This is a genomic window from Streptomyces sp. CA-142005, from assembly GCF_050942335.1.
Classification (GTDB): domain Bacteria; phylum Actinomycetota; class Actinomycetes; order Streptomycetales; family Streptomycetaceae; genus Streptomyces.
This window is the reverse complement of the sequence record NZ_CP192078.1, coordinates 2,128,936-2,154,700: the sequence shown is the minus strand read 5'-3', so window position 1 is coordinate 2,154,700 and position 25,765 is coordinate 2,128,936. Positions and strand designations below refer to the sequence as shown.

The 25,765-nt window shown below is 74.2% G+C and carries 16 protein-coding genes; 10 read left to right on the top strand and 6 right to left on the bottom strand.

Features of this window, described 5'->3' with window-relative positions; genetic code table 11:
- Positions 1-98 precede the first annotated feature (98 nt).
- From ACQPXS_RS10310 to ACQPXS_RS10285, 6 genes are all read left to right on the top strand, one after another.
- Positions 99-7,106, top strand: a complete 7,008-nt coding sequence (locus ACQPXS_RS10310) for an SDR family oxidoreductase (RefSeq protein WP_433448997.1) — start codon at positions 99-101, stop codon at positions 7,104-7,106.
- Position 7,107: 1 nt separating this feature from the next.
- Positions 7,108-11,904, top strand: coding sequence for a beta-ketoacyl synthase N-terminal-like domain-containing protein (locus tag ACQPXS_RS10305; RefSeq protein ID WP_433448996.1), 4,797 nt, complete (start codon positions 7,108-7,110; stop codon positions 11,902-11,904).
- Positions 11,901-12,221, top strand: coding sequence for an acyl carrier protein (locus tag ACQPXS_RS10300; protein ID WP_433448995.1), 321 nt, complete (start codon positions 11,901-11,903; stop codon positions 12,219-12,221). Before ACQPXS_RS10305 ends, ACQPXS_RS10300 begins: the two co-directional genes overlap by 4 nt.
- Positions 12,222-12,224: 3 nt before the next feature.
- Positions 12,225-13,025: an alpha/beta fold hydrolase gene (locus ACQPXS_RS10295; protein WP_433448994.1), complete on the top strand. Its 801-nt coding sequence runs from the start codon at positions 12,225-12,227 to the stop codon at positions 13,023-13,025.
- The gene (locus ACQPXS_RS10290; protein WP_433448993.1) at positions 13,022-14,203 is read left to right on the top strand and encodes a glycosyltransferase; all 1,182 of its coding nucleotides are present in this window, start codon (positions 13,022-13,024) and stop codon (positions 14,201-14,203) included. Before ACQPXS_RS10295 ends, ACQPXS_RS10290 begins: the two co-directional genes overlap by 4 nt.
- Positions 14,204-14,283: 80 nt before the next feature.
- Positions 14,284-15,321 carry a class I SAM-dependent methyltransferase gene (locus tag ACQPXS_RS10285; RefSeq protein ID WP_390683194.1) on the top strand — a complete coding sequence of 346 codons (1,038 nt, stop codon included), beginning with the start codon at positions 14,284-14,286 and terminating at the stop codon, positions 15,319-15,321.
- Positions 15,322-15,399: 78 nt separating this feature from the next.
- Here ACQPXS_RS10285 and ACQPXS_RS10280 read toward each other — a convergent pair whose 3' ends face one another.
- Positions 15,400-16,476, bottom strand: coding sequence for a lysylphosphatidylglycerol synthase transmembrane domain-containing protein (locus ACQPXS_RS10280; RefSeq protein WP_433448992.1), 1,077 nt, complete (start codon positions 16,474-16,476; stop codon positions 15,400-15,402).
- 252 nt (positions 16,477-16,728) lie between these two features.
- Here ACQPXS_RS10280 and ACQPXS_RS10275 point away from each other — a divergent pair, with 252 nt between their 5' ends.
- Positions 16,729-17,376: a DedA family protein gene (locus ACQPXS_RS10275; RefSeq protein WP_433448991.1), complete on the top strand. Its 648-nt coding sequence runs from the start codon at positions 16,729-16,731 to the stop codon at positions 17,374-17,376.
- Positions 17,377-17,426: 50 nt separating this feature from the next.
- Here ACQPXS_RS10275 and ACQPXS_RS10270 read toward each other — a convergent pair whose 3' ends face one another.
- Positions 17,427-17,954, bottom strand: coding sequence for a gamma carbonic anhydrase family protein (locus ACQPXS_RS10270; RefSeq protein ID WP_433448990.1), 528 nt, complete (start codon positions 17,952-17,954; stop codon positions 17,427-17,429).
- A gap of 108 nt (positions 17,955-18,062) precedes the next feature.
- On the opposite strand from ACQPXS_RS10270, the gene ACQPXS_RS10265 reads away from it, so the two are divergent.
- Positions 18,063-18,827, top strand: coding sequence for an acyltransferase (locus tag ACQPXS_RS10265; protein WP_433448989.1), 765 nt, complete (start codon positions 18,063-18,065; stop codon positions 18,825-18,827).
- A gap of 985 nt (positions 18,828-19,812) precedes the next feature.
- Here ACQPXS_RS10265 and ACQPXS_RS10260 read toward each other — a convergent pair.
- A complete protein-coding gene (locus tag ACQPXS_RS10260; protein ID WP_433448988.1) occupies positions 19,813-20,670 on the bottom strand; it encodes an EamA family transporter in 858 nt (285 codons plus the stop codon).
- 107 nt (positions 20,671-20,777) lie between these two features.
- Here ACQPXS_RS10260 and ACQPXS_RS10255 point away from each other — a divergent pair, with 107 nt between their 5' ends.
- Both ACQPXS_RS10255 and ACQPXS_RS10250 read left to right on the top strand, forming a co-directional pair.
- A complete protein-coding gene (locus ACQPXS_RS10255; protein ID WP_351807939.1) occupies positions 20,778-21,350 on the top strand; it encodes an XRE family transcriptional regulator in 573 nt (190 codons plus the stop codon).
- 32 nt (positions 21,351-21,382) lie between these two features.
- Positions 21,383-21,940, top strand: a complete 558-nt coding sequence (locus ACQPXS_RS10250; protein ID WP_433448987.1) for a YbaK/EbsC family protein — start codon at positions 21,383-21,385, stop codon at positions 21,938-21,940.
- A gap of 186 nt (positions 21,941-22,126) precedes the next feature.
- Here ACQPXS_RS10250 and ACQPXS_RS10245 read toward each other — a convergent pair whose 3' ends face one another.
- The 3 genes from ACQPXS_RS10245 to ACQPXS_RS10235 form a co-directional block, all read right to left on the bottom strand.
- On the bottom strand, positions 22,127-23,350 hold the full coding sequence (locus ACQPXS_RS10245; protein ID WP_433448986.1) for a 4-hydroxybenzoate 3-monooxygenase: 1,224 nt from the start codon (positions 23,348-23,350) through the stop codon (positions 22,127-22,129).
- A gap of 65 nt (positions 23,351-23,415) precedes the next feature.
- Positions 23,416-25,059: an APC family permease gene (locus ACQPXS_RS10240; protein ID WP_433448985.1), complete on the bottom strand. Its 1,644-nt coding sequence runs from the start codon at positions 25,057-25,059 to the stop codon at positions 23,416-23,418.
- A gap of 214 nt (positions 25,060-25,273) precedes the next feature.
- Positions 25,274-25,681: a CoA-binding protein gene (locus ACQPXS_RS10235; protein WP_365327131.1), complete on the bottom strand. Its 408-nt coding sequence runs from the start codon at positions 25,679-25,681 to the stop codon at positions 25,274-25,276.
- Positions 25,682-25,765 lie beyond the last annotated feature (84 nt).

The window sequence follows — 25,765 nt, the reverse complement described above, 5'->3', positions numbered from 1 at the left end:
CCCGTGAGTAGGCCGAGGCTAGTTTCCGGTGCCCTCGCACCAGAGCGTTCCGCCGCACACCCCCCACCGTGCTGTCTCGCCGATCGTGCCGGAGCATCATGACCTCGCCTGTGCGCCCCCATGACCTCGTCCTGTGCCTCACCCCCTTCGGAGAACCCGACGCCGGCCTCGCCGCCGCGGCCTGCGCCGCCGGTGCGGTCGGCATCCTCGACCTCGGCACCGGAGACCGGAGATCCAGAGAAGCGCTGTCCCGGCTGAGACGGTCCGCGCCGGGCCCCTTCGGGGTACGGGTGACCGGACGCTGCGCGCTCGCCCCGGCCGAGGTCGCGGACGCCCCCGGCACCGTGGTCCTGACCGCGGACGCGACCTGGCCCCGGACCGAACTCCCTGCCGACTGCCGAGTGTTGGCCGAGGTCACGGACATCGGGCAGGCGCACACGGCCCTGCGCGCAGGTGCCCAGGGGTTCATGGCCCGCGGTCGTGAGAGCGGTGGCCGGGTCGGCGAGCCGAGCACCTTCGTCCTGCTGCAACAACTGCTGTCCGACGAGGAGTTGTGCCGTGTCCCGGTCTGGGCCTGCGGCGGCATCGGCCCGCGCGCGGCGGCGGCCGCCGTGGCCGGCGGTGCCGCCGGGGTGGTCCTCGACAGCCAGCTGGCCCTGCTCGCCGAATCAGGGCTGCCCGAGACGGTCCGGTCGGTGCTGCGCTCCCTGGACGGCTCGGAGACCGTCGTGCTGGGTGGCCACCGGGTCCTGCGGCGCCGGGGACCGGACGCCCCGCACCTGCCGGCCGACGACCCCGCGGCGGTCGCGTCCCTGCTGGGCGCCGACGACGTGCGCGGCCGGCTGCTGCCGGTCGGCCAGGACGGCTTCCTCGCCGCCCGGTTCGCCGAACGGTCCGGGGACGTACGGCGGTTGGTGCGGGAGCTGTCGGCGGCGATGCACTCCGTGGCCGACGGCGGCGCGGCCACCGCACTGCGTCCCGGTTCGCCGATGAGCCGGGCGCTCGGCACCCGGCTCCCCGTGGCACAGGGACCCATGACCCGGGTCAGCGACCAGGCAGGCTTCGCCGCGGCCGTCGCCGCGGACGGGGCGCTGCCGTTCCTGGCGCTGGCCCTCGCCGACGGCGAGCGGACCAGGTCGATGCTCACCGAGGCGCGGGCCGCGCTGGACGGGCGGCCCTGGGGCGTGGGCGTGCTCGGCTTCGCGCCCGAGGAGATCAGGAACGCCCAGCTGGACGCCGTACGGGAACTGCGGCCCACGCACGCCGTCATCGCCGGCGGACGGCCCGCACAGGCGGAGACGCTGGAGCGGGCCGGGATCCACACCTTCCTGCACGTCCCCTCACCGGGACTGCTGCGGCAGTTCCTGGACGCGGGCGCGCGCCGGTTCGTGTTCGAGGGGTCCGAGTGCGGCGGCCATGTCGGACCCCGGGCCTCCTTCCCCCTCTGGGAGGCCCAACTCGCCGTACTGCAGGACTACCTGGCCGACGCCGACGACGCGACCGCCCGGCGGCTGGAGGTGCTGTTCGCCGGCGGCGTCCACGACGAGCGGTCGGCGGCGATGGTCGCCGCCCTGGCCGCACCGCTCACCGCCCGGAGTGCCGCCGTCGGCGTGCTCATGGGCACCGCCTACCTGTTCACCGAGGAGGCCGTCGCGCACGGCGCCGTCCATCCGCTGTTCCAGCGGCAGGTGCTCACCGCCACCGCGACCACCCTCCTGGAGACCGCTCCCGGCCACGCCACCCGCTGCGTCCCGAGCCCCTTCACCGCCGACTACCGTGCGCGCGAGACCGCTCTACGCGCCCGGGGGCTGACCGACCGCGAGGTCTGGGAGGAGCTGGAACGGCTCAACGTGGGCCGACTGCGCATCGCCGGCAAGGGCGTCGAGCGCGGAGCGGACGGCGCGTTGGCCACCGTGGACGAGGAACGGCAGCTCACCGACGGGATGTTCATGGCCGGCGAGGTCGCCGTGCTGCGCTCGGCGACCACCAGCCTCGCGGACCTGCACCGCTCGGTCACCGACGGCGCCGCCGATCTCCTGACGCGGCACGCCGGCGATTTCCGGACGCGGCGGGCCGCCCACCCGAGCGTGGGATCCGCCGCCGAGCCGGAGCCGCCCGCACCGCTGGACATCGCCATCGTCGGCATGGCCTGCATGTTCCCCGATGCCCCCGACCTCGCCGCCTTCTGGTCCAACGTCGTCACCGGCCGCGACGCCGTCACCGAGGTGCCGCCCGAGCGCTGGGACCCGGCCGTGCACCACGCGGCCGGCAGCACGGCCTCCAAGTGGGGCGGATTCCTGCCCCGCATCCCCTTCGACCCGCTGCGCTACGGCATCCCGCCCGCCTCCCTCGGCAGCATCGAACCCGTCCAGCTGCTGTCGCTGGAAGCGGCCCGCCGGGCGCTGGAGGACGCCGGATACGGCGAGCGGGGACGGGCGTTCGACCGCGCGCGGACCTCGGTCGTCTTCGGCGCCGAGGCGGGCAGCGACCTGTCCAACGCCGTCACCCTGCGCGCGGTCCTGCCGTCGTACTACGGCACGGTGCCCGACGGGCTGGACGGGCAACTGCCCCGGCTGACCGAGGACTCCTTCCCCGGCATGCTCGCCAACGTCATCTCCGGCCGGATCGCCAACCGGCTGGACCTCGGCGGCGCCAACTTCACCGTGGACGCGGCCTGCGCCTCCTCCCTGGCCGCGCTCGACGTGGCCTGCAAGGAACTGGTCTCCGGCACCAGTGACCTCGTGCTGTGCGGCGGCGCCGACCTGCACAACGGCATCAACGACTACGTCCTGTTCTCCTCCGTCCACGCGCTCTCCCCGACCGGACGCTCCCGCGCCTTCGACGCCGCCGCCGACGGCATCGCCCTCGGCGAGGGCGTGGCCTGCCTGGTGCTCAAACGCCTCGCGGACGCCGAACGCGCCGGCGACCGGATCTACGGCGTGGTCAAGGGCCTCGGATCCGCCAGCGACGGCCGCTCCCTCGGCCTCACCGCACCCCGCCCCGAAGGCCAGCGGGCGGCGCTGGAACGGGCGTACCGCAACGCCGGCGTGTCGCCCGCGGACGTCGGCCTGGTCGAGGCACACGGCACCGGCACCGTCGTCGGCGACCGCACCGAACTCACCGTGCTCGCCGAGGTGTTCACCGAAGCGGGCGCGGGGGCGGGCGGCTGCGCGCTCGGCTCGGTCAAGTCGCAGATCGGGCACACCAAGTGCGCCGCCGGCCTTGCGGGCCTGATCAAGACGGCCCTCGCCCTGTACACCGGGGTCACCCCACCCACGCTGCACCTGAAGCGGCCCAACCCGGCCTGGGCGGAGGGCCACAGCCCGTTCGTCTTCCACACCCGCGCCCGGCCCTGGACGGCACCGGCCGCCGAACGCCTCGCCGGAGTCAGCGCCTTCGGCTTCGGCGGCACCAACTTCCACGCCGTGCTGGCCGCCCACACCGACGCCGTACCACCCCGCCAGTCCCCGGACGGCTGGCCGGCCGAGCTGTTCCTCTTCCGGGGCCGTGACACCGCGGCCGCCCTCCGGCAGGCCGAGGAGATCCTCCGGGCCGCCGAGGCCGACGGCCACTCCTGGCGCCTGCGCGACCTCGCCCTCGCCACGTCCCGCCGCGCCGACACCTCGCACGAACCGGTCCGGGCCGCCCTCGTGGCCCGCGACACCGCGGAACTCACCGCACAACTGCGGCGGCTCCTCGCGGGGGAGCGCGATCCGGGTGCCGGGATCCATGTGACGGACGCGGTGCCGGGGGCGGAGAGGGACAGGGGCCACCGTCCGGCGCAGAGCAAGGGCGTCGACCCCGGGCCGGGCAAGGTCGCCTTCCTGTTCCCCGGTCAGGGCAGCCAGCGGCCCGGGATGCTCGCCGAGCTCCTGGTCCACCGTCCCGAGCTGCGGTACTACCTGGACCTCGGCCGCGCGCACGCAGGCACCGTCCATCCGCCCGCCGCCTTCGACGACGCCGCGCGGGAGCGCCGGCGGGCCGCCCTGACGGACACCCGGGCCGCGCAGCCCGCCCTCGGCATCACGGGCCTCGCCGCCCACGCCTTCCTCTCCTCGGCCGGGGTCCACCCCGACCTGGCCGCCGGGCACAGCTACGGCGAGCTGGTCGCCCTCGCCGCGGCCGGCGCCCTCGACCCCGAGACACTGCTGGAGCTGAGCGCCGAGCGGGCCGCCGCGATCCTGGCCGCGGCGGGCGACGACCCCGGCACCATGGCCGCCGTCGGCGCCGGCGCCGAGACCGTCGTACACGCCCTGCGCACGAGCGGCGCACCGGCCTCCGTCGTCGTTGCCAACCTCAACTCGCCCGAGCAGACGGTCATCTCCGGACCCGCGGCGGACGTCGACACGGCCGTGCGGCTGCTGCGCGACGCCGGGCTCGGCGCGCGGCGCGTCCCCGTGGCCTGCGCCTTCCACAGCCCGCTCGTGGCCACGGCGGGGGAACGATTCGCCAAGGTCCTCGCGGACAAGACGGTCCGGGCCCCCGAGTTCCCCGTCTGGGCCAACCGCACCGCCGCGCCCTACCCGCTCGACCCCGACGAGGTGCGCGGCGAACTCGCCGCCCAGATCGGTGCCCCCGTCGCGTTCGCCGCCCAGATCGAGGCCATGTACGAGGCGGGCGCGCGCGTCTTCGTCGAGGCCGGCCCCGGCACGGTCCTCACCCGGCTCGTCGCACGGATCCTCGGCGACCGCCCGCATCGCACGGTCGCCTGCGAACCGGACGCCGACAGCGGCCTGCGCGGCTGGCTCGACGCCCTCGCCCGGCTCGCCGTCGCCGGAGTGCCGGTGCGCGCCGCCTGGCTCCTGCGGGGCCGCGACGCCGTCGACGCGCTGCGCGGTCCGGCACCGGAGCGGCCCGGCTGGACGGTCGACGGACACCTGGTCCGCACCGCCGACGGAGCACTCCTGCCCGGTGCCCTCGCGCCGGCCCGACGAGTCGTGGAGGCGACCGTGACCACCGACCAGCCGTACGGCGCCCCGGCCGACCGGGACGCGCTCATCTCCGAATTCCTGCGCACCAGCCGGGAGATGATCGCCGCCCAGCGCGATGTCCTGCTCACCTACTTCGGCGCGACACCCGGCGCCACACCGCCGGCGCCCGTCCCACCGATGCCGCTCGCAGTCGAACCCCCTCGTGCGGAGCCGCAATCGGCCGAGCCTGTCGGTGAACCGCCGGTGGGCGACCTCGAGCGGGTCGTCCTGGAGATCATCAGCGAACGCACCGGCTACCCCGTCGACATGATCGAGCCCGACCTCGACCTGGAGGCGGACCTCAGCATCGACTCGATCAAGCGGGCCGAGATAGCGGGCGAACTCGCCAAGCGCCTGGGCATCGCGGGCAGCGCCGCAATGCTGGACGACGCCGAACTGGAGGAACTGGCCAAGGCGCGTACGGCTGCCGCGGTGACGGGGTGGCTGACCGCGCGGGTGGGGGCGGCGCACTCCGGTGACGAGGGAGGCCAGGTCGGGAACGCGGAGGAGCGGACCGAGGGCGCGTCCACCGGCGTGCCGAGCGGGCGATCCCCGGAAGCGGCCGGGCGCACCCGGGACCGGGCCGACGCGGCATACGCCCCGGCCCCCGTCGCCGGCGTTCCGCCTAGGCGTTTCGAGCTGCGGCCCGTGCCCCTCCCGGAGCCGGGCCCGCCCGCCGCCGACGACCACCAGGACCACACCCTGTCCGGCCGGCGTTTCGCCCTCCTCGGGGACGGTGCGGGCGCGGCGGAGGAGATCGCGGCGCGGCTCGCCGAGCACGGAGCCGAAGCCGTGCTGCTCGACGCGGGCCACCTCCTCACCGCAGCCGACGGCCCGGTCGATGGTGTCGTCTACCTCGGCGCGCTGCCCGGCCCGGACGTCCCGGTGCTGCCGGACGCCTTCCCGGTGCTCCGCGCGGCGCTCGCGTGCGGCCCGCGCCGGCTGCTCGCCCTCAGGGCCGACGACCGTGGCGGCGCCCTGCGGGCCGAGGATCGCGCGGGCGCTCTCCGAGCAGCGGGCCTGGACGGCCTGTTCCGTAGCGTCGGCCGTGAGTACCCGGACCTGCTCGCCCGGGTCGTGGCCGTCGCGGACACCGCCCCGGCGGCCGTCGCCGACACCCTGCTCGCCGAACTACGGGCGCCCGCACCGGCCCCCGTCGTCCTGCGTACGGCGGCCGGTGCCAGGCACGGTCTCGCGCTGGTGCCCGCGCCCCTCGGCCCGCTCGCCCACACCGGCGCCGGACCCGCCGGGGACGGTGCCGCCGAGGCGGCGGCGCTCGGCCTCGACCGGGACTCCGTCGTCCTGCTGGTCGGCGGCGCCCGGGGCATCACCGCGAGGTTCGCGGCCACGCTGGCCGGGGCCTGCCGGTGCCGTATCGAGCTGCTGGGCCGTACGCCCGCGCCCACCGCACCCGAGGCCCCGCACACCGCCGCCGCGCGCACCCCCGTCGAGCTGCGGGCGGCGCTCGCCGCCGGACCCGGCGCGGTGCCCGGCCCCGCCGAGATCAACCGGGCCGCCGAACTGATCCTCGCCCAGCGGGAGATCACCGCGACCCTCGCGGAACTCGGCGCGCTCGGCGGCCAGGCCCGCTACCGCTCGGTGGACTTCCGGGACCCGGACGCCGTCCTGGGGGCGGTCAAGGAGATCCACGCCGAACACGGCCGGCTCGACGGGGCCGTCTTCGCCGCCGGGGTGATCGAGGACCGGCTGATCGCCGACAAGACCCCCGAGTCCTTCCAGCTGGTCTACGGCACGAAGACGGCCGGGGCCGCAGCGCTGTTCGCCGCCCTGGACGACCTGCCGGGCGCCCCCGCGTTCACCGTGCTGTTCGGCAGCATCGCCGCCGTCCTCGGCAATCGCGGCCAGGCCGACTACGCCGCCGCCAACGACGCCCTGGAAGTCCTCGGCGCCGACTGGGCCGCCCGGACGGGCGCTCGCGTGCTGACCGTCCACTGGGGACCCTGGGCGCCCTCCGCGACACACGGCGGCATGGTCGGCGCGGAACTGGGCCGCGAGTACGCCCGGCGCGGGATCGAGCTGATCGATCCCGACGAGGGCACCGCGGCCCTGCTGAGGGAACTCGCCTGGGGCGAACCGTCCGTCCGCGCCGTCGTCTACACCGCGTCGGGCTGGTGACATGACGGTACGTCAATCCCCCGTCGCCATCGTCGGGATGGCGGTGCTGCTGCCCGGCGCCCCCGGCCTCGACGCCTACTGGCGCAACCTGCGCGACGGAGTCGACGCGATCGGCGACGTCCCGGCGGGCCGCTGGGACGTCGACTACTACCGGCCCGGCTCGGCCACCGGACCCGCCGCCCCCGACCGGATCTACTGCAGGCGCGGCGGTTTCGTGGACGGCCTCGCCGAGGTGGACGTCACCCGTTACGGCATCATGCCCGCCTCGGTGCCCGGCACCGAGCCCGACCAGCTGATCGCCCTCGACGTGGCCGCCGCCGCGCTCGCGGACGCCGGCGGCGAGGAACGGCTGCCGCCTCGGGACCGGATCGGCGTGGCCCTGGGCCGCGGCGGCTACCTCACCCCCGGTCTGGTCCGCCTAGACCAGCGCGTGCGCACGGCCGGGCAACTGACCCGCACCCTCGGCGAGTTGTTACCCGACCTCTCCGGCGCCCAACTCGACCGCATCCGCGCGGCGTTCACCGAACGGCTCGGCCCCGACAGTCCGGAGTCCGCGATCGGCCTGGTGCCGAACCTGGCCGCCTCCCGCATCGCCAACCGGCTCGACCTGCGCGGCCCCGCGTACACCGTGGACGCGGCCTGCGCCTCCTCCCTGGTGGCCGTGGACCAGGCGGTCACCGAACTCACCACCGGCCGCTGCGACCTGGTGCTGGCCGGGGGAGTGCACCACTGCCACGACATCACGCTGTGGAGCGTCTTCGCCCAACTGCGCGCTCTGTCCCCGAGCCAGCGCATCCGTCCCTTCCACCGCCAGGCCGACGGCATCCTCATCGGCGAGGGCACGGGCGTCGTCGTACTGAAGCGGCTCGCGGACGCCGAACGCGACGGCGACCGCGTCTACGCGGTGATCCGCGGCACGGGCGTGGCCGGCGACGGCCGTACGGCGGGGTTGGCCGCGCCGGACCCGGGCGGGCAGGCCAGAGCCGTGCGCCAGGCCTGGCGGGCCGCCGGGCTCGATCCGGCCGCACCGGACTCCCTCGGCCTGCTGGAGGCCCACGGCACCGCCACCCCCGCCGGAGACACGGCCGAACTCGCCACCCTCGCCGAGGTGTTCGGGCCCGCCGAGGGCCAGGGCCTCCGCCCCGTCCTCGGCTCGGTGAAGTCGATGATCGGCCACATCATGCCGGCCGCCGGGGTCGCCGGCCTGGTCAAGGCCGCCCTCGCCCTCCACCACCGCACCCTCCTGCCCACCCTCCACTGCGACGACCCCCACCCCGCCCTCGCCGCCACCCGCTTCCGGACACTGGACCAGTCCCGCCCCTGGGAGTCGGACGTCCGGCAGCCGGTCCGCCGGGCCGCCGTGAACGCCTTCGGCTTCGGCGGGATCAACGCCCATGTGGTGTTGGAGGAGGCGCCGGGGCTCGGCTCCCTGCCGGGGCAGGCCGGGGGTGCGGGGGGTGCGCCTTACGGCCGCGCGGGAGCCACGGGTGCCCGACCGGTGCCGGACGAGGCGTCCGGTGCGCGCTCGGCGTCCGCTCGCGCGCAGGTCGCCGAGCCCGAGCGGGTCCTGCTGCTCGCCGCCGGGAGTGTGCCGGACCTCGCGGCCGTCCTCGGCGCCGGCGACTCTGTCGTCCTCGCCGCCGGTCTCGACCCGCACCGGACGCACCCCGACGCCGGTCCGGTGCGGCTCGGGATCGTGGACCCGACGCCGAAACGGCTCGCCCTGGCCCGCCGTGCGGTCGCCAAGGGGCGTGGCTGGCACGGCCGGGGCGATGTGTGGTTCCGGCCGGGCCCGCTGCTCGGCCCGGGCGGCGGCGGCCGGCTGGCGTTCGTCTTCCCCGGCCTGGAAGGCGCCTTCACGCCCCGCACCGACGACATCGCGGCCCACTTCGGCCTCACCCCGCTGCCCGGCGCGGACGTCCCGGTCGGTGACGTCGGCCGGCACGGCTTCGGGGTCGTCGGGGTGGGCCGCCTGCTGGACCAGGCCCTGCGCCGCATGGGCGCCGTACCGGACGCGGTCGCCGGACACAGCGTCGGCGAGTGGACGGCCATGGCGGTGGGCGGGCTGTACGCCCCCGACCAGGTGGATGCGTTCATGGCGGAGTTCGACCCGGACACCGTCACCGTCCCCGGGCTCGCCTTCGCCGCCCTCGGCACCTCCGCCGCGCACGTCCGCGCGCTGCTCGCCGAGTCCTGGGCGGGCTCCGGGATCGAGCTGTCCCACGACAACGCGCCCCGCCAGTCCATGGTCTGCGGGCCCGGCGCGGCGGTCGATGAGTTCGTACGATCCCTGCGCGCGCAGGGCGTGATCTGCCAGGTGCTGCCCTTCCGCTCCGGCTTCCACACGCCGATGCTGGAGCCGTACCTGGCGCCCATCCGGGAGGCCGCCGGCCGCTTCCGGCTCCACCCGCCGACCGTTGCGGTGTGGTCCGGGACGACCGCCGCGCCCTTCCCCCGGGCCGAGCGGGCGGTACGCGAGCTGTTCGTACGGCATCTGCTGGAGCCCGTCCGCTTCCGCGAGCTGACCGAGGCCCTGTACGCCGCCGGGCACCGCGTCTTCGTCCAGGCGGGCCCCGGACGGCTCACCTCCCTGATCGCCGACACCCTCGGCGACCGCGACCACCTGGCCGTGGCCGCCAACGTGCCCGAGCGCGGCGGCATGCCCCAACTGCGCCGTGTCGCCATGGCATTGTGGACCGCAGGAGCGGCCGTGGCAGCGGGGGTGCCGCCGCAGACCCCGGCGACGCGGGCCACGGTGCCGCCGCACACCGCGCCGACGGTGCCGGCCAGGTCCCCGCACCTCGCGCCGGCCACGCCCGCCGGGTCGCCGGCCGTCACGGCGACCACACCGGCCCACGGGCGCCGCGCACCCGTCCGGCTCGACCTCGGCGGGGCCCTCGTCTCCCTGGACGGACCAGTGCTGGACGCGCTCCGCGCAGAACTGCGCCAGGTACCACCTGTCGTGCGGCCCGCGGCCCGCTCGGTCGGCCCGGACCTCGGCGAACTGGACGACCATGCCCCGCACTTCCCGGCCGCCGCCGAGCTGACCGCCCTGCTGCGGGACACCGCGGACACGGCAGCGCAGTTGATCGCGGCGAGCGCCCGGCGCGACCGCAGCGGCGCCGCCCTCACGGCGACGGCCCCCGCGCCCGCCCCCACCACAGCCCCGCCCCCGACCACCACCACCGTCCACATCTCCCCCCACACCATGCCCCACCTCCTGGACCACTGCTTCTTCCCCCAGCGCCCCGACTGGCCGGACATCGAGGACCGTTGGCCGGTCGTCCCCGCCACCACGATCGTCCGGCACATGATGGACGCGGCGGAGGCGGCGGCCCCCGGCCTGCGGGCGGCCGCCGTGCACGAGGCCCGTTTCGACCGCTGGCTCACCGCCACACCACCCGTCGGCGTACCGGTCACCGTCACCGCGGCCCCCGGCCACCCGGCCCGCGTCACCGTCACCTTCGGCCCCACGGCCCGCGCCACGGTCGAGCTCGCCGCGCGTCACCCCGCACCACCCCCGCCCAGCCCGCTCCCGGACGCCCCGGAACGCCGTCCCGAGCACACCGCCGCCCAGCTCTACCGGGACCGCTGGATGTTTCACGGCCCCGGCTTCCAGGGCCTGACCGACCTCACCGCCATCGGCGAGCGGCACATCCGGGGTGTGATCACCGCGCCCGCCGCGCCCGGCGCACTGCTGGACAACGTGGGCCAGCTGCTCGGCTACTGGATCATGGCGACCCGCACCGAGCGGACGGTCGTCTTCCCCGTGCGGATACGGCACCTGCGGATCCACGGACCGCACCCGGCCCCCGGCACCGAGGTCGGCTGCGTGCTGCGGATCACCTCCCTCACGGACACCGTCCTGGAGGCCGACGCGGAGCTCACCGTCGGCGGCCGGGTATGGGCGGTGATCGGCGGCTGGCAGGACCGCCGCTTCGACAACGACCCCACCACCCGGCCCGTCGAACGCTTCCCGGACCGCAACACCCTCTCCCAGGCCATGCCGGGCGGCTGGACGCTGGTGCACGAGCGCTGGCCGGACCTCGCCTCCCGCGAGCTGATCATGCGCAACTCGCTCGGCGGCGCCGAACGGGCCGAGTACGCCGAACGCCCGCCGCGCGGCCGCCGCCAGTGGCTGCTCGGCCGGATCGCCGCCAAGGACGCCGTACGGCAGTGGCTCTGGCGGCACGGCGAAGGACCCGTCTTCCCCGCGGAACTGCGCGTGCGCAACGACGAGTCGGGGCGGCCGTACGTCACCGGCGTCCACGGCCGTGCCCTGCCCCCGCTGGACGTCTCGCTCGCCCATCGCGCCGAGGCGGCCGTGGCGGTCGTCCGGCCGCACACCCCGCGGCCCGGCCCCGGCATCGACATCGAAGAGGTCACCGAGCGCGACCCGGCGACCCTCGCCACCGCGCTCGGCCCGGCCGAACTGCGCCTGCTGCGCGTCCATGCGGCGCACGGCGCAGAGGCCGTGTGGTTCACCCGGTTCTGGGCCGCCAAGGAGGCGGTCGCCAAGGCCGAGGGCGGCGGATTCGGCGGCAGACCACGGGACTTCGCGGTACTGGAGGCCGCGCCGGACGGCAGCCGGCTCCTGGTCTCCGGCCGCCTGGAACGCGTCTACACCGTGCACTGCGCACCGGTGGCCAACCCGCCCGCCCTGCAACCGCGCACGTACGTGGTGGCCTGGACGACCGGGCCTGGCACCGACGGCGGCCGTCCCGACGATGACCATCCCGACGACGGACGTCCGGGCGCCGGACACCCCGACGAACCAGCCGAGGAGTACCCCCGATGAACCCCACCCAGCCGGCCCCGGCGCAGCCCACCGCCGACACCGTGCTCGCCGACCTCACCGGCATGCTCCGCACCGTGCTCGCCGAGTACGGCGACGACGACGTGGTCATCGGCATGTCCACCACCTTCAACCGCGACCTGGAGCTGGAGAGCATCGACCTCGTCACCCTGGCCGGACTGCTGGAGGAGCGCTACGGCCGGCGGGTCAACCTCGCCGAGTTCCTGGCCGGCATGGAGTTCGACGAGATCATCGAGCTGACCGTCGGCCGGCTCGTGGAGCACGTGGTGTGGAGCCTGAAGACCCCGCAGGCGGGCTGAGCCATGGCGATGGTCGACGCCGGCGGGATCCGGCTGCACGTCCAGCGCACGGGGCCGGCCGACGGCCGCGTCCCGCACGGCACCGTCGTCCTGGTGCACGGGCTGCTCACCGACAGCCTGGCCAGCTACTACTTCACCGTCGCGCCCGCGTTCGCCGGGGCCGGCCTCGACGTCGTCATGTACGACCTGCGCGGCCACGGCCGCAGCGAGCGCCCGCCGCGGGGCTACACCCTCGACCACAACATCGACGACCTGGAGGCCCTCCTCGACCGGCTGGCCGTCACCGGCCCCGTCCACCTCGTCGGCAACTCCTACGGCGGCACGATCGCCTTCGGCTTCGCCGCCCGCCACCCGGAACGCACGGCCAGTCTGACGCTGATCGAGTCCGAGCCCGCGACCGCGGCGTGGGCGGCGAAGCTCGGCCGCATCCTCGACCGGGTCATGGACCAGCTCGCCCACAACGAGCCCGACGCGATCGCCTGGATCACCGCCCACCGGGGCCACAACACCGCCCGGCTGGCCAAGGGCGCGGCCCGGCTCGCCCGCGAGACCACCCTCGGCCGGGACATCCCGGCCAGCCGGGTGCTGACCGAGGCCGCGATCAGGGCCGTACGCTGCCCGGTCCTCGGCGTCTACGGCGGCGAGTCGGACCTCGCGGACCTGGTCCCGCTGATGCGGGTGCTGCTGACCGACTACCGGGCGGTCGTGCTGCCCGGGCACGAGCACTCGGTGCTGGTGGAGGCGCCGACGGCCGTCGGCGGGCACGTCCTGGACCTGATCGGCGCCGGGGCGGGGATCCGATGAGCGCCTTCCTCTTCGTGGTGCCGCCGCTGACCGGTCACGTCAACCCGGCCGTCGGCGTCGCCGCCCGGCTGGCCGCGCGCGGGCACCGCGTGGCCTGGGTGTGCGCGGACCCCGCGCTGGTACGGCGGCTCGCGGGCGCCGACGCCGAGGTGTTCGGCTGCGCGGGCGCGGTGCCGGGCGCCGAGGGTGCCGTACGGCCGCCGGACCTGCGCGGCGCTCAGGCGCTGAAGTTCCTGTGGGAGTGGTACCTGCTCCCGCTCGCCGACGCCATGGCACCGGGGGTCCGGGCGGCGGCCCAGGCGTTCCGCCCGGACGTGGTGGTGGCCGACCAGCAGGCCTTCGCGGGCGCCCTGGTGGCCGATCGCCTCGGACTGCCGTGGGCCACCTCGGCCACCACCTCGGCGGAGTTCACCGGCGCCTACGACGGCCTGCCGAAGGTCGCCGCCTGGCTGCGGTACCGCCTGACCGAACTGCGCGCCCGCATCGGGGACCCGTCGGGGACCGCCGACCCGCGTTCCTCGCCGCACCTCCTGCTGATCTTCAGCACACCCGAACTCATCGGTCCCCAGGCACCGCTGGCACCGCACATCCACTACGTCGGCCCCTGTCTCGCCGACCGACCGGCGGGCCCCGCATTTCCCTGGGAACTGCTGGACCAGGCCCGGGCGAAGGTCCTGGTGACCCTGGGCACCGCGAACGCCGACGCGGGCGGCCGGTTCCTCGCCGAGTGCCTCCGCGCGCTGCGGGAGCGCACCGACCGGGTGCAGGCGGTGATCGCCGACCCGGGCGGCATGCTCGCGGTGCCGGCCGGCGACAAGGACGTCCTGGTCCTTCCGTCCGTGCCCCAACTCGCGCTGCTGGAGCGGATGGACGCGGTCGTCTGCCATGCCGGACACAACACCGTGTGCGAGGCCCTGTGGCATGGCGTCCCGCTCGTCGTCGCGCCCATTCGCGACGATCAGCCCGTGGTGGCCGGACAGGTCGTGGACGCCGGCGCCGGCGTCCGGGTCCGCTTCGGCCGGGTCCGCGCCGACCAGCTGGGTGCGGCCCTCGACACCGTCCTCACCGATCCCGCCCACCGGGCCGCCGCCGCCCGGATCCGCACGGCGTTCCGCGCGGCGGGTGGCGCCCGGGCCGCGGCGGCCCATCTCGAACGACTCGCAGCGGAGGGCCGATGAGCGACCACGGCGCCACGAAGGCCAACAGCGCCAAGAACAGCAAGAAGGCCACGAACGACAAGAGCGGCAGGGCGGCGCGCATCGCCGCCCTGCGCCCCGCCTATCAGGAGGACCTGGCCGCCGGCACGGACCGCTTCCTCGCGCCCAGGCGCACCCACTGCCCCTGGTGCGGCTCGGACCGCCTCACCACCCGCCTGCGCACCACCGACCTGCTCCAGCACAAGCCCGGCCGCTTCACCCTCGACCGCTGCGCCGACTGCGGTCACCTCTTCCAGAACCCCCGACTCACCGGAGAAGGCCTGGAGTTCTACTACCGGGACTTCTACGACGGTCTCGGCGAACAGCGCATGAGCGGCACCTTCGGCGGCCGTGGCGCCATGTACCGGGCCCGTGCCGAGGCGATGCTCCCGCACGACCCCGCGCCCAAGACCTGGCTGGACGTCGGCACCGGCCACGGCCACTTCTGCGCGAGCGCCCGGGCCGTCCTGCCCGGCACCGCCTTCGACGGGCTCGACTTCACCGACGGCGTCGAACTCGCCGCCCGCGAGGGCCGCGTGGACCACGCCCACCGCGGCGCCTTCCCCGATCTCGCCCCCGAACTCGCCGGCCGTTACGACGTGGTGAGCATGTTCCACTACCTGGAGCACAGCACCGACCCGGACCGCGAACTCCGCGCCGCGCACCAGGCCGTACGCCCCGGCGGCCACCTCCTCGTCGAGGTGCCGGACCCGGAGAGCCGCTACGCCCGGCTGCTCGGCCGCTGGTGGCTGCCCTGGCTCCAGCCGCAGCACCTGCATTTCATGCCGGTCGCGAACCTCCGGCGCCGGCTGACCGAGCTGGGCTTCACGGTGGTCGCCGAGCAGCACGCCGCGGCGCACGACCCGGTCGACCTGCTCGCCGCGGTCTGGCTGGCCCTCGACCACGCCGCCCCACGGGAGGACGCCCCCTGGCTGCCCGAGCCGCCCGGCGCCCTGCGGCGTACCGTGCGCACCGCGCTCCTCCTCGCGGGGGTGCCCGCGCTCATCACGGCGACGCTCCTCGACCGGTTCGCGATACGCCCCCTGTCCCACCGCCTCGGCCTGGCCAACGCCTACCGCCTGGTGGCCCGCCGTGAGTGATCCCGGCACGGCCCGGCACGGGCGCCTTCATGGGTACCTTCACGGGCACCTGATCACCACCGGTCAGCCGGAACCGGCTCACAGCACCTTGGCGCGGATCAGCGCGGACAGCGTCAGGGTGCCCGGCAAGAGTGGCACCCAGTCGGTCAGCACCCGGTAGCCGATGACCGTCGCCGTGGCCGCCGCCGGCGCGGCACCGAAGGTGATCAGCGTCCACACCAGCGCCGCGTCGACCGCGAACCCGCCCGGCGCCGGAACCGCCCCGACGGCCGTGCCCGCCGCGAGATAGGCGAGCACCACGTGCTCCCAGGGCAGCCCCAGACCGAGCGAGGCACCGACACAGGCCAGGGTGGTTCCCTGCACCAGCGGCATCGCCACCGCCCCGCCCCACAGCGCGACCACCCGGGAGGGCCGCGTGTGCACCTCCCGCGCATCGGCGAGGGCGGTGCGCAGCAGCCCGGTCACCGGCCGCCGCAACGGCCGTACGACCGTCAGCAGCACCCCCGCCACCGCGACGGCCCCGCCCACGACGACGGCGACCGGAACCACCAGCCGCCCGTCCGGGACCAGATCCCCAAGACGCCGCCAGGCCGGCGAGGCGGCGAGGAACGCCAGCAGCACCAGCGTCTTCGCGCCGGACTTGGCCAGCGAGTACAGCCCGATCGACGCGGTGGCCCGGGCCGACGGCACCCCCTGGCCCCGCAGGAAGCGCAGGGTGACGGCATGGGCGCCGAGCCCGCCCGGCAGCGCGTGGTTGGCGGCACCCGCGGCGAACTGCGAGGCCAGCAGCAGCCCGGGGGGCACCCGGTCGGGCAGGGCGCCCTGCCGGACGCAGGTGGCCGCCACACAGTTCAGGCAGGTGAAACCGGCCCCGGCCAGCAGCCACCCCGGGTCGGCCGCGACCAGCCGCCGGACCCCCTCGTACATCACCGGCCGGTTGGCGACGGCCCAGCCGGCGGCGAGCAGCAGGGGAGCCAGGCACAGGGCCAGCCGTATGTGCCGGGCCGCGAGGGGAGACGCGGGCCGGGGAGCGGAATCGGGACCGGTGTCCGCAGGGACACCGGAGCCGGCGGGGAGCGGATCCGCCGTCCGGGGACACGGCGGGGAGGGAAGAGAGGGGGACGGGAGCGAGGGGGACGGGGACAGTGAGGACACGGGGACGTCGTCCTTCCGCAGCGGGTCCCGCGGCGGGGACCTGGGGGAGGCGGGTCGGGCGATACCGCGGGGAGCCTTCCCCTCCCGCGTGACACGGGGATGTCCGGAAACCGAAGGCGCGAGGGCGGGACGGTGCCGCCGGGCGGGTGCGCGCAAGCCGCCGTTCACCGCCGACCAGGTAGCCTTCCCTTGGGACGCGCTTTACATGCGGCGGCCCGGAAGGCAAGGACAGCGACAGGGGAGGATCCCGCGGTGCACGTCCAGGAATGGCTCGACACGGTGCCCGCGGCCGCCGTCTACGCCGTGGTGGCCCTGGTGATCGGACTGGAGAGCCTGGGCATCCCGCTTCCCGGAGAGATCATCCTGGTCTCGGCGGCGCTGATGTCCTCCCAGCACTCGGGCGTCAACCCGGTCGTCCTCGGCGCGTGCGCGACCGCGGGCGCCGTGATCGGAGACTCCATCGGCTACGCGATCGGCCGCAAGGGCGGCCGCCAGCTGCTGGCCTGGCTGGGCGGGAAGTTCCCGAGGCACTTCGGCGAGGGCCATGTCGCCACCGCCGAGCGGTCGTTCGAGAAGTGGGGCATGTGGGCGGTCTTCTTCGGCCGCTTCATCGCCCTCCTGCGCATCTTCGCCGGCCCGCTCGCGGGCGTCCTCCACATGCCGTACTGGAAGTTCCTGATCGCCAACGTCCTCGGCGGCATCTGCTGGGCGGGCGGCACCACGGCCGCCGTCTACTACGTCGGCGTGGTCGCCGAGGGCTGGCTGAAGAAGTTCTCCTACGTGGGCCTGGGGGCGGCGGTGGTGCTCGGCCTCGCCACCATGCTGATCATCAAGCGCAAGGCGAAGAAGGCCCAGCAGCAGGCGGACCGAGAGGCAGAGCCGGTGAGCGCCGGGGAGTAAGGCGCCCCGACAGGGGCGCACGCACCCGCTCCCGCTCCCCGCGAACGCTTCTACTGATGCACGTCCTTGTGCGCCTTGGCCAACTCGGCGTACACCGTGCCATTGAGGGTGACCCCCTGCCGCTCCTCCTTCGTGAGCTCACGCCTCACCTTGGCCGGCACCCCGGCCACCAGCGACCCGGGCGGTACCACCATCCCCTGCGGCACCAGCGCCTGAGCGGCCACCAGCGACCCGGCGCCGATCACCGCCCCGTTCAGCACGGTCGCCCCCATACCGATCAGACAGTCGTCCTCGACGGTCGCCCCGTGCACCACCGCGTTGTGCCCGATGGAGACCCGCTCCCCGACCGAGACCGGAAACCCGGGATCGGCGTGCAGGGTGACGTTGTCCTGCACATTCGCCTGCGCTCCCACGGTGATCCTCTCGACATCGCCCCGAATCACCGCGCCGTACCAGACACTGGCCCCGGACCCGAGCGAAACGTCCCCGATCAGGGAAGCCGTGGGCGCCACGAACGCCTCGGGATCGACCTGGGGCTCCTTGCCCCCGATGCCCACGATCAGCGCCTGCTGTGTCATCACCGTCTCCTCGCATCCGTAAGTACCCGCACGGTACGACACCGCGTGGGGCAAAGATCACAGCAGCCCACCCTCTCGCCGAAGGCAACCGCTGAGTAACGTAAGCCCGTGCCGAAGCCCAAGAACACGTTCTCGTCCTGGCGCCGCCGCCTCGCCCAACGCGCGGTGCACGCGGCCTGGGCCTGGGCTCAGCGCACGGGTTCCGTCACCGCCGACCGTCCCGGCCGCCTGCGCTTCGGCGCGATCGGCGAGGCCACCCGGCTCGCCTTCCCGCTCGGCACCGTCTTCGGCGAGCCCTGGATCCACCTCGGCTCCCACTGCATCATCGGCGAACAGGTCACCCTGACCGCCGGCCTCATGCCGGACCTGGACCTGGGACCCGACCCGATCCTGCGCATCGGCGACGGCGTGGTCCTCGGCCGCGGCAGCCATGTCATCGCGGACACGACGGTCACCATCGGCAGCGACTGCTACTTCGGGCCGTACGTCTACGTCACCTCCACCAACCACTCCTACGACGACCCGCACCAGCCCATCGGCAGGCAGTGGCCGCGCATGGAGCCGGTGGAGATCGGCCCGGGCTGCTGGATCGGCACCGGCGCGGTGATCCTGCCGGGCGCGCGCATCGGCCGGAACGTGGTCGTCGCGGCCGGCGCGGTCGTACGCGGCACGGTGCCGGACCACGCTGTGGTGGCGGGGGCGCCCGCCCGGGTCGTCCGGCGCTGGACGGCCGAGCAGGGCTGGCAGCCACCGCTCAGGACACCGGCCCCGGTGCCCTTCCCGGCAGGGACGACGCCGGAACAACTGCGGGCACTGGCGGAACTGGACGACGCCGGGGTGGCCCGTCTCGCGGAACTGGAAACCGAGGGCTGAGCCGGGCGGGACGGGGAGGCAGGGGCGGGTCGGTCGGGGCTGGATTCCGTGGGCTGATTCCGGCGGGTCTGGGAGTCGTAGGTTGCGTCGGCCTGGGACCGGGTGACCGTAGGTCGGGTCGGTCGGGGTTGGAAGCCGGAGGTCGCTCGGAGCCGGAGGTCGGGGTCGGCTGGGCCGGGGCTGGCCGCCCTGGGCTGATTCCGGCGGGACTGGGAGTCGTAGGTCGGGTCGGCCTGGGGCCGGGAGCCGGGGGTTGGATCGGTCGGGGCTGGAAGCCCGGGGTCGGCTCGGTCGGGGTTGGAAGCCGGAGGTCGCTCGGAGCCGGAGGTCGGGGTCGGCTGGGCCGGGAGTGGAAGCCGGAGTTCGGTCGGTCGGGGCTGGGAACCGTGGGCTGATTCCGGCGGGCCTGGGAGTCGTAGGTCGGGTCGGCCGGGAGCCGGGGGTCGGGTCGGTCAGGGTTGGGAGCCGCAGGCCGGCTCGGCCCGGGACCGGAAGCCCGGGGTTGCTTGGGACCGGAAGCCGGGGTCGGCTCGGCCGGGGCTGGACGCCCTGGGCTGATTCCGGCGGGACTGGGAGTCGCAGGTCGGGTCGGCTCGGGACCGGACCCGAGGTCGGCTCGGCCGGGGCTGGACGCCCTGGGCTGATTCCGCCGGAAGCGGGAGTCGTAGGTCGGGTTGGCCCGAGACCGGGAGCCGGAGGTCGGGTCGGTCGGGGTTGGAATCCGTGGGCTGATTCCGCCGGGGGAGTCGTAGGCCGGCTCGGCCCGGGACCGGAAGCCCGGGGTTGCTTGGGACCGGAAGCCGGGGTCGGCTCGGCCGGGGCTGGACGCCCTGGGCTGATTCCGGCGGAACTGGAATTCGCAGGTCGGGTCGGTCTGGGACCGCCAACCGCAGGCCGGCTTGGCCGGGGCTGGAAGTCGCAGGTCGGGTCGGTCGGGGCCGGAAACCGTCGGCTGGTTCCGCCGGGACCGGAACTGCAGGTCGGCTCAGCCTGTCGCCAGCAGGAGTGTGCCGAGTAGCGCCAGTCCCGCGCCCGCCGCCTGGATCGCCCGCAGCCGCTCGCTGAGGAAGCCTCGCGCGGCCAGCGCGGTCACCACCGGATACAGCGAGGCGAGGACGGCCGCCACGGTGACCGGGCCGTGCTGGGCGGCCACCGCGTAGGTGCCGTTGGCGGCCACGTCGGCGAGCCCGACGAAGGCCAGCGCGGGCAGCGAGGCCCAAGGAAAGCCGCCCTCCGGCACGGCCCGGCCGCCTCGCCGGACGGAGACGGCGAGCGCGGCCCCGCCGACCGCGACGCTCGTCAGCCGCTGGACGAACAGGGCGAGGAACAGGCCCGTGACGGTGGTCGAGGCCTCCGTGATCAGGGCGAAGACCGTGCCGAAGCCCAGCGCCGCGACCAGCGTGAGCAGGATCGTCCGCCGCTGTACCGGCGCGCCGCGCAGCTGCGGACCGCCCGCGAGGACCACCCCGGCGACGGCGACCGCGATGCCCGCGAACTGGATCAGTCCGGGCCGCTCGCCGAGGAACAGGCCGACGCCGACCGGAACGGCCACACTCAGCGTGGCGAGCGGCGAGACGACCCCCATGGGGCCGAGCGCCAGGGCCTTGTAGAAGGAGAGCAGGGCGATCGGTCCGGCCAGCCCCGCGGCGAACGCGAACCACAGGCGCGGCCCGGCCTCGCTCCATCCGCCGGTCGCGACGACGATCGCGCCGAGGACCGTCGCCGCGATGGCCTGCGAGACGACCACGACCGTCAGCGCCGGCGTACGCCGGGTCAGCAGTCCGCCGCCGAAGTCGGCCAGACCCCACAGAAGGCTGGTGGTCAGGGCGAAGAATGCTGTCACGGCCGGCCTCGCAGTACAGTTCGATGAACGAGCGGGTACACCCCACCGTAGTTCAGTCAAGTGAACTCTGTCATCCCGTATATTGAACCCTCATCGATGGACGTGATGTGTCGGACCTCGACCTGCTGACCCAGTCCCTGGCGCGCAACGTCAAGCGCTGGCGCACCGAGCGCGGCTTCACGCTGGACGCGCTCGCCGCCCGCGCGGGCGTCAGCCGCGGCATGCTCATCCAGATCGAGCAGGCCCGGACGAACCCGAGCATCGGCACCGTCGTCAAGATCGGCGACGCGCTCGGCATCAGCATCACCACCCTGCTCGACTACGAACAGGGCCCCACCGTCCGCATCGTCCCCGCCGAGCAGGCCGTACGGCTGTGGCACACGGACGCCGGCAGCTACAACCGCCTCCTCGCCGGCACGGAGGCACCCGGTCCGCTGGAGATGTGGGACTGGCGGCTGATGCCCGGTGAACAGAGCCCCTCCGAACCGCACCCGGTGGGCACGGTGGAACTCGTCCATGTCACCGCCGGCGAGCTGACCCTCACCGTGGACGGCGTGAAGCACCTGGTGCCGACCGGCGCGAGCGCCACGTTCGAGGCGAGCACCTCGCACACCTACGGCAACGAGGGCGACGTACCGATGGAGATGGTGATGGCCGTCTCCGTGCCGCCCGTGCGCTGAACCGCGCCCCGGCGGGCTGTTAGCGTGCGGCCATGCGCGCACCCATCGGAGAGTTCGACACCGCCATCCCCGTCCCGGACTGCCTCCAGGAGCTGACCGCCCCGGTCGCCGACGCCGTACGCACCTGGCAGGGGACGGTCCCCGCCGACCGCGTCCTCTACGTCGAGACGGACCCGCGCTGGGCCGACACGGCCGTCTTCGTGGAGCACTACGGCCGCGAGCTGCTGGAGCAGTCGGCGAACTGCGTGGTCGTCGCGGGCAAGCGGGGCGGCGAGACCACCCTCGCCGCGTGCGTGGTCCTCTCCACGACCCGGCTCGACGTCAACGGCGTCGTCCGCCGCCGGCTCGGTGCCCGCAAGGCCTCCTTCGCCTCGATGGAGACGGCGACCGGCGAGACCGGCATGGAGTACGGCGGCATCACCCCGGTCGGACTGCCCGCCGACTGGCCGCTGCTGATCGACTCGGCCGTGGTCGACCTGCCCTACGTCCTCGTCGGCAGCGGCCGCCGACGCGGCAAGCTGCTGATCCCCGGCAAGGCCCTCGCCGACCTCCCAGGCGCCGAGGTGCTGGAAGGTCTCGGGGTCGCCTGAGCCCGGCGATCGGCAGGTCTGTTCCACGGTCCCTGGAGAGATCCTCAGGTCGGACCCGGCAGGGGACGCCGCGGCTGGAACAGACATGCCGATCACATCGCTGACTGCCGGGTGCCGGGTGCCGGGTGCCGGGTGCCGGGTGCGGGTCCGAGGCCGGTTGCGGGTGGCTCACCCTGCGGTACGCGTTCAGTAGGCGGTCGCCGTGCCGAGGTACTGTTCGGCGAAGGCCGCCGCCGCGGTCGGTGAGGTGAACAGGCGGCGCAGCCGGGCCAGTGTGGTGCCGGCGCGGAACGGGTCGCCGGACGCGACGCCGTGGTAGATGTCCGACAGCCACTGCGAGAACTCCTGGTAGTCCCACACCCGGCGCAGACACGCCGCCGAGTAGCCGTCCAGGCCGCTGCCGTCGCCCCTCGTCACGTGTGCCGCGAGCGCGTCGCCGAGGAGGAAGGCGTCGTGCAGGGCGAGGTTCATGCCCTTCGCGGCGATGGGTGCGACCAGATGACCGGCGTCCCCGGCGAGGAACAGCCGTCCGTGGGCGAGGGGTTCGACGACGTAGTGGTGCATGTCCAGGACGCGCTTCTCGATCAGCCGGCCCTCGGTGAGCGGGGGCGCTCCGGCCGCGCCGAGCCGCTCGCGCAGCTCGGTCCAGACCCTGTCGTGCGGCCAGTTGGCGGGATCGTCGCCCGGCGGGCACTGGAGGTAGAACCGGGTCAGCTCCGGGCTGCGCGGCATCTGACCGGCGAAACCGCGCGGATGGACGCCGAACAGGACGCAGTCCGTCGACGGCGGGACCTCCGCGAGCAGCGCCAGCCAGCCGATGCCGTCGTCCTGCCGCGCGATCCGCCTACGCTCGGCGGGTATCGCGTCCCGCGTCACCCCGCGCGCCCCGTCGCAGCCCGCCACGAAGTCGCAGTGCAGCAGCCGCCGTTCACCCGTCTCCGGGCACCGGTACGACACCGCTGGCCGGTCCGAGTCCAGGTCGTGCAGCGTGACGTCGCGCACGCCGAAGCGGATGTCGCCGCCGCGTACGTCGGCGTACTCCCGCACCAGGTCCGTCACCAGCAACGGCTGCGGGTAGACGTAGTGATGGCTGCCGGTCAGGTCGGCGTACGGGAAGCGGTACCGCTCGCCGTCGAAGCGGAACTCGCAGGCGCTGTGCGACTCGGCCCGCTCCAGGAGCCGTTCGGACAGTCCGCGCCGGCCGAGTTCGCGCACCGCCCATTCCTCGATGACACCGGCGCGCGGCCGGGTCTCGATGAACTGCCTGCTCTCGGTCTCCAGGACGACACAGTCGATGGAGGCGGCCCGCAGGATGCTGCCGACGGTGAGCCCGGCCGGCCCGGCGCCCACGACGACGACCGTACGGCGTTCCCCGGGCGCGGAGCCCAGGTGGGGGGAAGGGGAGATCATCCCCGCATTATGACGGTGTCCCGTCAGCCGGATCCGGCTGACGGGACACCAGGGGAGAGGCGGGGTCAGTGCGCCGGGGCGTCGGTGACCACGACCTCCTCGATGTCGCGCTCGATCTGCTCGGGCGCCGAGGCGGTCGCCTTGGCCCAGTAGTAGATGCCGAGCGAGAAGGCGGCGACGACCAGGATGTCCCACCACAGCGGCAGGTCACCGTTACCGCCGAAGGTGCTGAGGTAGGAGAGCACGCCGATGCCCGCCAGGTAGGGGAGCAGCCACTGCGCGGCCTTGAAGTCCAGTCGCGGCGCGTTCGGCAGGTCCTTGCGGATCGCGTACCAGGCGTAGGAGCCGAGCAGCACGTAGCCGATCAGGATCGCGCAGCCCAGGCGCCACAGGGTGTCCCAGCCGGACCAGAAGATGATCAGGTTGGCGACCACGAAGGACAGCGGCGAGATGAACTTGCCGCCGGGCAGCTTGTACGGACGCTCGTGGTTCGGCAGCCGGTCCTTGAAGACGCCGTAGGCCAGCGGGGCGCCGGCGTACATCAGCACGCTCGCCGAGGTGATGAAGCTGACCAGGGTCTGCCAGCTCGGGAACGGCAGGAAGCAGATCACACCCGTCACGAACGAGATCGCGAGGCCGAACCACGGCACACCGCGCTTGTCCGTCTTGGCGAAGACCTTCGGCGCGTAGCCGTTCTTGGCCAGGCCGTAGGAGATGCGGGAGGTGGCGGTGGTGTAGATCAGGCCGGTGCCGCCGGGGGAGATGATCGCGTCGGCGTACAGGACCCAGGCCAGCCAGCCCAGACCGACCAGCGAGGCGAGACCCGCCCAGGGGCCGCTGATGCCGGCGTAGGCCAGGTTCGCCCAGCCCTTGGCGAAGGTGGCGTGCGGCAGGGCGGCGATGAACACGACCTGGAGCAGGACGTAGATCACGGCGCCGATCGCGACCGAGCCGAGCGTCGCGCGCGGCAGGTCACGCTTGGGGTTGCGGCTCTCGCCGGCCAGCTGGATCGCCTGCTCGAAGCCGAGCAGCGCGAAGATGATGCCGCTGGAGCTGATCGCGGTGAGGACGCCCTTGGCGCCGAACGGCGCGAAGCCCTCGGAGGTGAAGTTGCCCGGGTGGAAGTTGCCGATCGCGATGACGAAGATCGCCGCGAGCGGGACCGCGATCTTCCACCAGGTGGCGGCGCTGTTGGTGTGCGCCAGGACACGGACGCCGAGGAAGTTGACCGCGACGAACAGGGCCATGAGGAGCACCGCGACGACGATGCCGCTGGTGGTCAGCGTGCCGTTGGCGTTCTGCAGTCCGTCGGCGAAGTGCCAGTGCTTGGCATAGCCGATCATGGCCTCGACCTCGATCGGGGCCACCGTCGCGGCCTGCAGCCAGGAGAACCAGCCGAAGGACATGCCGGCCAGGCCGCCGAAGGCGTAGTGCGGGTAACGGGCGGTGCCGCCCGCCACCGGGAACATGCCGCCGAGCTCGGCGTGCACGAGGGCGAGCAGCACGATCGCCACCGCGCCGATCACCCACGAGATGATCGCAGCGGGGCCGGCCGCGACGACGGCCTTCTCGGCACCGAAGAGCCAGCCGGAGCCGATGATGGAACCCACCGACGCCCACATCAGGCCGATGAGTCCCACATCTCGGCGCAGGCCGCCGCCGGTGTCGCTTGTGGCTACCGGCGTAGCAGCCTGGTCGACTTTCGCCATGTCTAGTGGCCTCTCAGATCTATACGCAGCGTTAACGAGCAAGGAGGCCACAGGCTAGAGATGCTTTCCGAGTCAGCAAAAGAGTGTTAACCAAAATTTGACCTGGGATCTCCGGTGTCTTGGGCGCACACTCGGTCACCGGGTTGTCACAGGTCAGGTGCCTGGCCGGAATGTCAATATTCAACCGACAATTGTGAGTAGAAGGAGAGATTCACTAGCCCAGACGGGGAATTTCGATCGCCGGACACCGGTCCATGACCATGTCAAGCCCGGCCGCCCGGGTCCGCTCGAAGGCGGCTTCGTCCACGACACCGAGCTGGAACCACACAGCCCGTGCACCCTTGGTCACGGCCTCGTCGGCCACCGCGCCGGCCAGCTCGCCGTTGACGAAGACGTCGACCACGTCGACCTCGAAGGGGATGTCCGCGAGGGAGGCGTACCCCCGCTCGCCGTGCACGGTCTCCGCCTTCGGATGCACGGGCACGATCCGCTTGCCGAACCGCTGGAGCACCTGCGCCACCCCGTACGCGGCCCTGCTCCGGTTGGTGGACAGGCCGACCACCGCCCAGGTGTCGCCCAGCTCGGTCAGGATCCTGCGGATCGTCGCTTCGTCGCCGTACACGGCGGCCTCCTCGGGGCTGCGGGAAACTGTTCCCCTGGGCAACAGCACCCCGGCGGGTACGGATTCCCGGCCCGCCCCCGCCAC